This is a genomic window from Mycobacterium simulans, assembly GCF_900232995.1.
GTDB classification, from domain to species: Bacteria; Actinomycetota; Actinomycetes; order Mycobacteriales; family Mycobacteriaceae; genus Mycobacterium; species Mycobacterium simulans.
This window is the reverse complement of record NZ_OCVX01000003.1, coordinates 2,795,407-2,808,215: the sequence shown is the minus strand read 5'-3', so window position 1 is coordinate 2,808,215 and position 12,809 is coordinate 2,795,407. Positions and strand designations below refer to the sequence as shown.

The following is a 12,809-nucleotide window of genomic DNA, read 5'->3' as shown; positions in this document are numbered from 1 at the left end:
AATCACGCGACATTGCGCCAGTGCCCGCTCTCGGCGACACGCTCGAACACCGACTTCAGCGCCGCCACATAGCGGGCGACCGATTCCTGGGCGACCGGGTTGTCGGGGAACATCACGGTGACCGCGGTCTGCTCCTCGACTCGGATGACGTAGATGGACAACTGGTATGAATACCGGCCGTCGCCGTAGACCCCGATGTTCAACCCGCCCAATTCCGCGGTCAGCAGCACCGAGAGCGGTGCTGTACCGGCGTCGAGGAAGTTGATGACGGGGAAATTCGGTCTAGGCTTGTCCAGCGTCGACGCCAATTCCAGGACGCGGCCATACGGCACCTCAGCCAGGTTCACACCCGAATCGAAGGCGTTCTGCGCGGTGCGGGCCGCCTCATCGAAGGCCGACTCAGCGATCGGTACGGTGACCGGGATCAGGCCGGTGAACCAGCCCTGGGTCAAAGCGTCCGTCGTTGTTCGGCGTGTGTCACGCGGTGTGAGTCCGTAATACGTTGCTGCACCGGTCAACTCGTGCTCAGCCAGACCGCAGCAGGCCAGCACACCACCGATGTATCGCGCTCCGGCAGCAATACAAGCGGACTCGAACCGGGCCGTCTGCGCCGCGTCCAGCATGGTCACGGTGACGATGTCGGCGCCGCAGGGCTGCAACGGATCACCCAGCGGCAGTGGGAATTGCGGCAGGCTGCCGCCGTTACCTTCGGCGAACTCTTTCCAAACGCGAACCTGTGGGGATTCCTGCGTGAGAGTTGCGGTGAAACTGCGCTGCCGGACGCAGAACTCGTCGTAGCTGCCTGCTTGCGGCAGCTCCAGCGGCGCACCACCGCCCACCAGGGCGGCGTACATCAAGTGGAACTCCATCAGCGTGACACCGACGATCATCGCGTCCACATGGACGTGGTCCACACTCGCGAAGAACGTGAAGTGGTCTTCGCCTTGGACGATCCCGAATCGAAAGCAATCCCACTGCAGCGGATCCGGCGTGCTCTCGACAACCTCTCGAACTTGCGTCGACGTAAGCACGCCATGCCGGACGGGCACGAATTCGATGTCGGCGGGATCCTGGACAGTGCGTCGCACGATCTGGCCATCACCGCTGTATTCGAACCAGCTGCGGTATGTGTCGTGCCGGCGAAGGTGTGCGTTGACGACGTAATTGGCCGCACGGATGTCGCAGCGGCCGGGTTTTTGGCAACTGACCAGCATCAACCGCGAGTAGTCGAGTCCTTTCTCCTTCTGGTTGCAATAACCGCGAATATGTTGTCCCTGCATGTAGCTGACGGGCACATCGCTCACGGGTGCCTGCAACGCCTTGTCACGCGCGGCCGGAGATGGCTGCCACGACACGGTCAAACCCGTGCCGGGTTCCCAATCCCGCAGTGTTCCAACGGTCAACGGCCCAACCTGCAACGTTTCCCCCTTGACTCAGACTGCGGCAGCTGCTGCAGCTGCGGCAGGTTCCAGAGTTGCCAGCTCTTCGCATACGTGCTCGGCCAAACCACGGACCGTGGTGATCTTGGTGGGGCTGATGCGGACACCCGTTTCGGTTTCAATGCGGGTCCGCAATTCCAAGTTGCCCAAGGAATCCAGACCATAGTCGGACAATGGCCGGTCCGGATCGATGGTGCGCCGCAGCATCAGGCTGATCTGGTCGGATAACAGCCGTCGAATGGCGCGAGGCCATTCCTCCCGCGGCAGGCTGCTCAGCTCCGCGAGGAACTTGCCGGTGTCCGTTCGATTTTCGCGAAGGGACTGAAACGCTTCGGCGAAGCGGCTACGTTGCGCAAACGCCGTCAACCACGGTGTTCCCATGATCGGTGCGTAGCCGCAGTAGGCACGGTCGTAACGGAGCAGCGTCTGGAACGCCCGAGCGCCCTCGGCCGGCGTGATCGCCACCCCGGTGCCTTCGGCCAGTGCGGTGGCGCGACCAACCTCGGCCCACGCTCCCCACGCAATGGCACTACCTGGACGGCCCTGCTGCCGCAGCCAGTGGGCGAACCCGTCCAACCAGCTGTTGGCCGCCGCGTAGGCGCCCTGACCCGGCGAGCCGACCAACGCGGCGGCCGATGAGAACACGCAGAACCAATCCAACGGCTGCCCAACGGTGGCTCGGTAAATGTTCCATGCCCCATCCACTTTCGGCGCCCAGCAGCGATCGATGAGTTCATCGGTGATGTTGGTCAACGTAGCGTCCTCGACCACCGCCGCCGCGTGCAGCACACCGCGCACCGGCAACCCGGATTCGGTTGCTATCGAAACCAGAAGGCCCGCCGTTTCGGGCTGACCGATGTCACCGCACTCCACCTGGATATCGGCGCCGTCGGCGCGCAGCCGCGCAATGGCTTGCTGCGCTTGGACATCGGGTGTCGAGCGGGAATTCAGCACGATTCGTCCGCAGCCTGCCGCAGCCATCTCTCCGGCGAGAAACAGCCCAAGGCCGCCCAGCCCGCCGGTGACGATATAGGCACCGTCGGGCCGAAACACCGGAACCTGCTCCGGGGGCAACACGGCCACGCCGCTTCCCGTGTGCGGCACGTCGAGCACCACCTTTCCGGTGTGCCTAGCGCCGCCGACCAACCGCACCGCGGCTGCGGCGTCGTGCATCCGATAGTGCGTGGTCTGCGGCAGCGGTAACCCACCCTCCGCCGTGCGCTGGTACACGGTGGTCAGCAGACGCCGGACGGTATCGGGGTGGCTGTGCGTCAACAATGCCAGGTCCACCGCGTGCATCGAGAGGTTGCGGCGGAACGGAAAGAGACCGAGCCGGGTATCGCCGTAGATGTCGCGTTTGCCGATTTCGATGAACCGCCCGCCGAAGGCCAGCAATTCGATTCCTGCGCGCTGCGCCGCGCCGGGCAGCGAGTTGAGCACCACGTCGACGCCGTACCCACCGGTGTCCCCGCGGATCTGTTCGGCGAAGTCGGTGCTGCGTGAGTCGTAGACATGCTGGATACCCATGTCGCGCAGCAGTTGCCGGCGCTGCGGGCTGCCCGCCGTTGCGAAGATCTCGCATCCCTCGGCTCGGGCGATCGCGATCGCCGCCTGCCCGACACCACCCGTCCCCGAGTGGATGAGCACCTTGTCCTTCGGCGAGATTCGAGCCAAATCGTGCAGGCCGTACCACGCGGTCGCGGAAGCGGTAGGCACCGCGGCGGCTTCAGAGATCGGCACCTGGGCGGGAAGCGTGACCGCCAGCCGGGAGTCGCAGATGACGAACGTGCTCCAGCATCCGTTGGCGGACATGCCACCAACCTCGTCGCCGACCTTGTGCTCGGTCACATCCGGACCGACCGCGGTCACCACACCGGCAAAATCGATGCCCAGCTGCTGTCGGTAGCCCTCGAAGGTGGGATATCGACCGAAGGCGACGAGAGCATCGGCGAAGTTGACGCTGGACGCGGTGACCGCGACCTCGATCTCGCCCGGTCCAGGTGCGCCCCGGTCGAACGCGACGAACTCCAACGACTCGAGGTCGCCGGGGACACGGATCTGCAGGCGCATGCCATCGTGTTCGGGTTCGACAGTCGTGGTTCGCCGTTCGACCGGGCGCAACGGAGCCGGCCGCAGGCGGGCGGTGTGCCACTCGCCGTTGCGCCAGGCGGTTTCGTCCTCCTCGGACCCGCTTTGCAGTTGCCGAGCCACCTGCGCGGGGTCGGCGCCGTCGTCTAGGTCGATCTGGGTGACACCCAGGTGCGGATGCTCGGAGTCGATCACCCGCAGCAGACCGCGCAGCTCGGCCTGCGCCAGGTTGGCCAGATCACCCGCTTGCACGGTCGCGGCGTTTCTGGTCACCACGAAAAGCCGAGGCGGCTCGCCGGGCAGCTCGGCCAGCTCGCGGGCGACGCCGACCAGCTGAGACACGTAGTCGCGGCCCCGGCGTACCGCTGCCGATGTCGGCGGCGCGGTCACGACAACCACCCCGGTGAGCCCGTTGACCGGCCCATGCAGCGAATGCAGCTCTACGGCACCGAGAGCCGCGGTCCTGCTGTGCAGGCCGACGTCGTTCAACGCATCACCGAGTTGTCTTGTCAGCGGATCAGTTTCGGAAGCGCTCAGCAGCAGCCAGGAGCCCCCGTCGATCTGGGGTACTTCCGGCAGATCACGCCGCTCCCATTCGATGGTCAGTAGCCGTTCGTTGAGCACCCGATCGGCTTGTTCGTGCTGTGAAACCCCGGCGGCCAGCTGTAGTCCTTCGACGCTCATGAGTACCGTTCCGGACCGGTCAACCACGTCGAGGTCGGCCTCGCATTCGCCGGCTCGCGACGACGTGACCCGGACCAGGCAATACTGCGCATTACGCGTTGAGTGATAGTTGCGCAGTCTGCGCACCCCCACGGGCAGCATCAGCCCACCAACGCTTGCCATTTGGACATCCGGATGGATTACGACCGACTGGAAGCATGCATCGAGTAGGGCCGGATGGATTGCATAGGCCGACTGCTGCGAGCGGATGCCTCCCGGCAGCGCCACCTTGGCCAGCACCGTGGTGACCTCACCTACAGCGGTTTGAGCCGCGGTTAGACCTGAGAAGGCCGGACCGTAATGAATGCCCAGGCTGTCGAAGGCTTTTCGCAATTCGGCGCCGTCGGTGCTCGACGGATGCTCCGCGATCAGCGCGTCAATATCGTACGTGGGGTCGTACGTGGGGTCGTACGCGTGCGGCCGCTGCACGGCCTCACCCGAATGCAGCATCGCGCTGGCCCGCCGAACACTCCCACCTTCTTCATGCGTCTCGACCACGAATTCGAGGACGCCGGGTGTGGCAACCGATGCCGCCGCCGATACCAACATCTCCGCACCCAGCAGCAGCGTCTGCTCGAACCGAATATCGCGGACCTCGGACACCTCACCCAACGCGGTGCGCGCTGCGGCCAACGCCATCTCGCAATACGCGGCGCCGGGAAGCGCGGCCACTTGGTGAATCTGATGGTCACCAAGCCAAGGGTGCGCCCCGGTTCCGACCTGGCCCTGCCAGACGTGGCGCTCGGGTTCCTCATGTAGGTGCACGTGCGCGCCGAGCAGTGGATGAACGGCCTGGAGGGAGCCGCCGCGCGCTTGGTCACCGTCCGCACGCGTCAGCATGAGCTCCCGGTGCGTCCAGGTCGGCAGCGGCGCATCCACTAAGACCCCGGTGGGGTACCGGGCGGTGAAGTCGACCGCGGCGCCGGCGCTGTATATGTCGCCGACGAAGCCGCGCAGCCCGAAGGGCTGCTGTTGGTCGCGGCGCATCGCGGCCAGCGCGGCGATCGGCATGTCCAGGCTGGCGGCGTTTTGCTCGACGGCGTAGGTGAGCAGCGGATGCGGCGCCAGTTCGGCAAACACCCGGTAGCCGTCTTTGAGGGCCGCCTGCACAGCCGCCGCGAATCGCACAGTGTAGCGCAGGTTTTCGGCCCAGTACTCGGCGGTGAACGACGGTCGCTCGCGGGGGTCCCATAGGGTCGCGGAGTAGTACGGGATCGCTGGTGTCCTTGGGGCGAGGTCGGCGAGCGCCTCGACCAGCTCGTCGAGGATCGCATCGACCTGCGGGGAATGCGAGGCGACGTCCACCGCGACCTCGCGCGCCAGCACGTCCTGTTGTTGCCAGGCGGTCACGAGCTGACGAACGGATGCGGTGGCACCGCCGACGACGGTCGAGGTCGGCGACGCCACCACCGACAACACCACGTCGGACACCCCGCGAATCTCGAGCTCGGACAACACTTGGTGGCCAGGCAGTTCCACCGACGCCATGGCGCCGCTGCCGGCGATGCGCGCCATCAGACGTGACCGGCGGCAAATGACTCGCAGCCCGTCCTCGAGCGACAAGGCTCCGGCGACCACGGCGGCGGCGGCCTCACCCAGCGAATGCCCGATCACCGCGCCAGGGCGCACCCCGTAAGACGCCATCGCCGCGGCCAACGCGACCTGCATCGCAAAGATCGTCGGCTGGACCCGATCGATGCCGCTCACGGTCTGCGGCGCCGACATCGCCGCGGTCACCGAGAACCCTGCTTCATGGGAAATCACCGGCTCCATCGCGGCGACGGTTGCGGCGAATACCGGCTCTGTTGCCAGCAGTTGGGCACCCATCGCAGGCCACTGCGAACCCTGTCCGGAAAACACCCACACCGGCCCCCGAACGTCTTGGCCCACGGCGGGCCGATACGGAATGTCGCCGCCGGCGACGTCGCGCAGGGCCGCGCTCAGCTCAGCCACGCTCCCTGCGGTGACCATTGTCCGCACCGGCCGGTGTGCGCGGCGACGAGTCAGGGTGTAACCCAGATCCCAGATCCGGGCACCACCGCCTTGCGAGTCAACCCAATCAGCCAATCGCGCAGCCGATATGCGAAGTTGCTGGGCCGACGTCGCCGACACCGGAAACAACAGCGGCCCAGCCGCTTTCGGAGCCGACGATTTCGATGCCTGTACTGGTGCTTGCTCGACGATGGCGTGCACGTTGGTGCCCGACATGCCATACGACGACACCGCGGCGCGCCGTGGCTGACCATCGTTGCTGGGCCAAGTCGTATTCGCTTGTGGGACAAATAGTTCGGTGTTGATCTCGGCCAACTGCTCCGGCAGCTCGGTGAAGTGCAGGTTCTGCGGAACCACGCCGTGCTGCAACGCCAGGATCGCCTTCATCAGCCCCAATGGCCCCGACGCCGACTGCAGGTGACCGAAGTTCGTCTTCACCGAGGCCAGCACACACGCACCCTGGACCCCGTACACTGCGGCAAGGCTTGCATATTCGACCGGATCGCCCACCGCGGTGCCGGTGCCGTGCGCTTCGACCATCCCCACCGTGGCCGCGTCGACGCCGGCTACAGCTAACGCCTTGCGATACACCGCAATCTGTGCCTGCAGCGACGGCGCCGCGATATTCACGGTGCGGCCATCCTGGTTGGCAGCCGTACCCCGAACGACCGCCAACACCCGGTCACCGTCGCGCACCGCATCCGGCAACCGTTTCAGCAACAACACCACACAACCCTCGCCCGACACGAAACCGTCTGCCGCAGCATCGAAGGCATGACAACGCCCGGTGGGAGACAACATGCCTTGCAGGGAGCCCGAAATGGCCTTGCGTGGTTCCAACGTGACGGCGACGCCACCGGCAAGGGCGAGGTCGCTTTCGCCGTCGTTCAGGCTGCGGCAGGCCTGGTGCACCGCCATCAGACCCGACGAACATGCCGTGTCCACAGTGACCGCGGGACCATGCAACCCCAACGCATGCGACACACGACCGGACGCGAAACTGTTGCTGGTGCCGGTAAATCCGTATGGTCCCTCGGCGGCGCCACAATCGGCGGACAGCAATTCGTAGTCGCCGTGCGTCAGTCCCACGAAAACGCCGGTCTGCGAGCGAGCAAGTGCCACCGGGTCAAGACCGGCGTGCTCAATGGCATCCCACGACGTTTCCAGCAACAAGCGGTGTTGCGGGTCAATGGCGGTCGCCTCACGCTCGGTCATACCGAAGAAGTCGCAGTCAAAGCCCCCCACGTCATCTAGAAACGCACCCCAACGTGAAATCGATCGGCCGGGAACACCGGGTTCGGGGTCGTAGTACGCGTCCGCGTCCCACCGCTCCACCGGAATCTCACCCACGAAGTCATCGCCGCGTAACAAGGCTTCCCACAAGCATTGTGGAGAATCAATCCCCCCAGGAAGCCGGCAAGCCATACCGATGATGGCAACGGATGTGGCGGTCGCAGCACGCACCATGTAGTCCCCCTGTACACGCCCAACGGTGCTGGGCAAACCATGCCGACACGAATGCACGTAGGGCCCCCGGGCGCACGCGGCCACTTAATCCCCTACGCGTCCCCATGCATTCCCATGCATTTCCCAATGCATGCGTGGGCAGGATTGGTCAACGTACGAACTTCACCTTAGCGACTCTAACTGACGGCGGCGCGCTCGCCAGCGGTCCAGAAGCATGAAATCCCTGGTGGGACTACGGAATTCCATGATATCCCGCGGTTTGGCGGGATACGATCTACAGCAAGTACACAGCGATAAGCTATGTTGAGGAACGCGACGCGTACGTCTCGGCCAGGAACTGCTCGACGGCTACTGCCGCGTGTGCTGCACGCGCCGAACCGAAGATATCGAAACCGTGTTGTGCGCACGGCAACTCGGCATAGACGACCGGCTGTCGGCTCACTTCACGCAGTCGCGCGGTAAAGCAGCGGGCCTGCTCGACCGGGATCAACGAGTCGTTACGACCGTGCAGCACGAAAAACGGTGGCGCGTCCTCGGAGATATGGGTGATCGGTGAGGCGATGCGGAACGGCTCGTCGATTTCCGTCCGGCTCAGCTTGAACACCCGCTTCGCTACCACCGGCACCAGCAGTGGGTGCATCGACTCGTCGTTTCGGGTGAAGTCGTAGACACCGTAGAAAGGGACAGCCGCTTGCACCCGCGTGTCGGGGTCTTCGAAGCCCGGCTGGAATCGCGGATCGTTGGGGGTAAGGGCGGCAAGGGAAGACAGGTGCCCGCCGGCCGAGCCCCCGGTGATCGCGATCCAGTCCGGGTCACCGCCGTACTCGGCGATGTGTTCCTTTGTCCACGCGATCGCGCGCTTGACATCGACGATGTGGTCGGGCCAGGTGGACCGCGGGCTGAGCCGGTAGTTGATCGCCACACAGACCCAACCCAGCTCGGCCAGATGGCTCATCAGCGGATGTGCCTGACCACGTTTGTTTCCGACCATCCAGGCACCGCCGGGAACCTGCAGCAGCACCGGAGCCCGCCCGCCGCGGGCGAGATCGGGCCGTCGCCAAATGTCGAGATGGTTCCTCGAGCCGCACTCTCCGTAGCTGATGTCGCCGTCGTGCGTGTAATCGCGGTAGATCCGCAACATGCGTGCCACACCGGGCTTTTTCGCGGTGGCGCCCCCGGGTACGGGCCGCTTCCACAGGTCGCCCGACTCGGTGCGCCGGTCGGCGCCCAGTCCCGCGTCCAGCGCCGCCGTCAGTGGTTCGTCAGCGCGGCGACCAAAGTGACGCAGGCCTAGCAGCCCCACCCACGACACCGCCGACACCAGCCAAGCGAATCGCAGCACCCGCGGCGGCAACCGTCGCGACAGCGCGACCAGCGCCGCGAACTGAGCAGCCAGCGTCTGCATGGGAAGCTCGGAGGCGAACAGACCGTAAGCGAACGCGTACAGCGACCCGTAACCGTGTTTCGTCAGCGGTCGATAGCCATTCGCTGTGAACGCAATTCCAGCTATGGATACCAACAGGGCCGCTATCCGCTTCATGGTTAACCAATCTAACTGTTTGGCTCCTTGGCCAGTTCCTCGACCACGTGATAGGTGGGATTGACCATCGACATGGGCCGGTTGCCGCTCTGCCGAGCCTTGCCGGTGATGCGCAACAGCTGACCGGGTTGGATGTCAGCGCCGCCGCGACCGGGATGAAACGCGATGCGCATGTCGCCGCTGTCGTCGCCGACTACGATCCATCGGAAGGTACGCCGGCGCTTGGTGATGTCCTCCACCTGGCTGACCCGCCCTTCGATGGTGCCACGCTGTCCGGGGATCAGGGCCGCCACCGTGATCACCGACGGCGGCCGCTCGGGGTGTTCATAGGCCTCGACCGCTTGCTCCTCGGCCTGGAAAACCCAGGTTTCGAGCTTGTCGAGTTCTCGCGTAATCCGTTGCTCGAAGCGCTCGGGGTAGGCCTCCTGGATCCGGGATTGCACATCGTAGGGCACGATCGTCGCCGCGGCGTCCGGGATCACGCTGACGGCCCTGGCGATCTTGTCCGCGGTGCGGTCATGCAACAGTCGTCCCAGCAGCGGCGCATAAGTTCGACGCGGTAACAGCACTGTGACGTTGCTGTCCGGATGTTCCTTGCTCGCCGTCGCGACGAGCACCTGCGCGGCGCGGGTGATCCGCCGGTCCGGGCAGTCCACAATGCGGAGCCGAGTGTCAAGATCGAAGTGATCCCAACGCTTTCGCAACTGCGCGGCGTACGGCGCGTCAACCATGAAGTGCACCGCGATCAGCTCGTCGGCCCGCAATCCTTTCCCGTACCGCAGCGCCTCGATCACGGCGAGGTCGACCGAGTTGACGAAGATGAATACCCGGTGTCGCGCGTACTTCACCAACTCGGGTCCGCCGGTGCGGAACATCTCGAGAATTGCTGCCTCGGCGCGGTATTCGCGGTTCAGTCGCATCAGGACGAACACCAGCAGCGGGAACAGGACCACGACCAGCCACGCACCCTCCGTGAACTTCGCCACCGCGAAGATGGCCACCACGATCGTCGACAAGATCGCCGCCGACAGGTTGATCGCCAGCCGGTACGGCCAGCCGTGTTCCCGGTGCGTCAGATGGTATTTGGTCATGCCGTAACCGGCCATCGCGAAGCCGGTGAACACACCGATCGCGTAAAGGGGGACCAGCGCGTTGACTGAGCCGCCGGTAACCACCAGTAACACCACCGACAACGCCGTAAGGGTGATGATTCCGTTCGAGAACACCAGGCGATGACCACGTTTCGTGAGCTGTCGGGGCAAAAAGCGGTCTTCGGCGACGAAATTAGCCAGTGCCGGGAAGCCGTTGAAGCTGGTGTTCGCGCCGGTAAACAGAATTGCCGCCGTCGACGCCTGGACCACTATGAAGCAGATGTTGCCGGTCATCCCGCTGCCGAAGACCATGCGCGCGATTTGCGACAACACCGAGGGATATTCGGTGAGATACGGCGTGGCGTGGGTCGCGTACGCCAGGTAGGCAACGCCGGCCAGCAAGAATCCCAAAATGCCGGCCATAGCGGTGAGCACGCGACGCGCATTGCGACCCTGCGGCTTGCGAAAGACATCGACGGTATTGGAGATTGCCTCGACCCCCGTCAGCGATGAACCACCGTTGGCAAACGCGCGCAGCAAGACCAGGATCGTGGCGCCCATCACCAATCCGTTGCCCTGATGCACCGGCACCGTTCCGGGCAGCTGCTGCGGATCGTAGGTTGGGAGGCCCCAGAACAGATGGCGGATGACGCCGGTCACGATGGTCGTCGCGATCACGATGACGAAGAGGTAGGTCGCCGCCGCAAAGGGTCGTCCCGCTTCCTTCATTCCCCGCAGGTTGGCGTAGCAGATGACGATCACCACACCAACCGTGATCTCCAGGCTGTAGGGCCCCAGCGCGGGGATCGCCGACACCACCGCCACCGTGCCGGCCGCCGACTGCACAGCCACGGTGACCACATAGTCGATCAGCAGCGCCGCGGCAGCGATCTGTGCGACCCGGGGGCCGAAGTTGTCCCGCGCGACGATGTAGGACCCGCCGGCCCGGGTGTAGGCCATCACGACTTGTCGATACGACGCTGCGACCAACGCCAGGATCAACAAGATGACGCCGGTAATGGGTAGCAGCAACGCGAAAGCCGCCAACCCCGCATTCGGTAGCAACTCGATCAGGATCTGCTCCGGGCCGTAGGCGGTCGATGAGATCGCGTCGGGCGAAAGGGCGCCCAGTGCAACGGGATTTGACAATCGCTCGGCTGCCAGGTCCTCGGTGATCAGCGGCTTTCCCAGAAAGAGCCGCTTGCACACATCTCCTATCGTCAGCGGGATCCGTAGCTTGCCGGCCGAACTGCCATCCGAAGTCACGACCACATTCCTTACCTCGGGCCGAGAGCAGGAGCAACCGCAACCCGCGCCGAGCAGACGCAAAAGCCCCCAAATCATGCCGATTTTGGGGACTTTTGCGTCTGCTCGGCGGTACTAGGCGAGCCGCTGCACGGCGGCGCCGATGCGCTCGTCGGTCGCGGTCAATGCCACCCGGACATGACGCGCGCCGCCCGGGCCGTAGAAATCGCCGGGCGCGACCAGGATGCCGCGCTCCGCAAACCAGGCCACGCTGTTTCCGCAGGACTCACCGCGGGTGGCCCATATATAGAGGCCAGCCTCCGAATGGTCCACCACAAAACCCGCCGAGCGCAGCGCCGGCATTAGTGCCGCACGCCGCCGCTCGTAGCGCTCGCGTTGTAGCTTCTCGTGAGCATCGTCATCAAGCGCGGCGACCATGGCGGCCTGCACCGGCGTCGGCACCATCATCCCGGCATGTTTGCGCACCGCCAGCAGCTCAGCGATCAATCCCGGATCACCTACGACGAAGCCGGCGCGATAACCAGCCAGCGACGATGTCTTCGACAGCGAGTGCGCCGCCAGCAGCCCGGCGTGGTCGCCGTCGCATACCGACGGGTGCAACACCGAGAACGGCTGGGCGTCCCAGCCCAAACCCAGGTAGCACTCGTCGGAAACGACGAGAACGCCACGCTCACGCGCCCACCCGACCACCTTGCGCAGGTGCTCGATGCCCAGCACCCGACCGGTCGGGTTACTCGGCGAGTTGAGGTACACCAGTGCCGGCGACCGCGGGCCCAGCTGAGTCAGCGAGTCCGCCCGGACCACCTGCGCCCCGGCCAACCGAGCGCCCACGTCGTACGTCGGATACGCCAGTTCGGGCACCACGACCAGATCCGCGGGACCCAAGCCCAGCAGCGTCGGCAACCAGGCGATGAGCTCCTTGGTGCCGATCACCGGCAGCACCGCCTCCTCGGCCAGCCCAGTGACGCCATAGCGGCGTGCTAGCGCGGTCACCGCAGCCTCACGCAGCCGCGGGGTACCCGCGGTGGCGGGATATCCCGGCTCGGAAGCCGCAGCCGCCAACGCTTCGCGGATCAGCGCGGCGACCAGGTCAACAGGTGTGCCGACGGACAGGTCGACGATGCCGCCCGGATGGGCGCCGGCCAGCGCTTTTGCGTCGGCCAAGGTGTCCCACGGGAATACCGGCAGAGACGCCGACACAAG

General features: G+C 65.2%; 5 protein-coding genes. All 5 read right to left on the bottom strand.

The window, feature by feature from the left end:
• Positions 1–2 precede the first annotated feature (2 nt).
• Entirely contained in the window at positions 3–1,418 is a 1,416-nt protein-coding gene (locus MSIMFI_RS13540) for a condensation domain-containing protein (RefSeq protein ID WP_191497581.1), read from the bottom strand.
• Positions 1,419–1,433: 15 nt separating this feature from the next.
• The gene (gene pks2 / locus MSIMFI_RS13535) at positions 1,434–7,706 is read right to left on the bottom strand and encodes a sulfolipid-1 biosynthesis phthioceranic/hydroxyphthioceranic acid synthase (RefSeq protein ID WP_318187407.1); all 6,273 of its coding nucleotides are present in this window, start codon (positions 7,704–7,706) and stop codon (positions 1,434–1,436) included.
• Between the two features lie 301 nt (positions 7,707–8,007).
• Positions 8,008–9,249 (bottom strand): alpha/beta hydrolase, encoded by a 1,242-nt coding sequence (locus tag MSIMFI_RS13530; RefSeq protein ID WP_191497579.1) that lies wholly within the window; start codon positions 9,247–9,249, stop codon positions 8,008–8,010.
• Positions 9,250–9,260: 11 nt separating this feature from the next.
• Positions 9,261–11,606, bottom strand: a complete 2,346-nt coding sequence (locus MSIMFI_RS13525; protein ID WP_396819945.1) for an APC family permease — start codon at positions 11,604–11,606, stop codon at positions 9,261–9,263.
• A 114-nt stretch (positions 11,607–11,720) separates the two neighbouring features.
• Entirely contained in the window at positions 11,721–12,806 is a 1,086-nt protein-coding gene (dapC, locus tag MSIMFI_RS13520; protein WP_191497577.1) for a succinyldiaminopimelate transaminase, read from the bottom strand.
• Between the last annotated feature and the right edge of the window lie 3 nt (positions 12,807–12,809).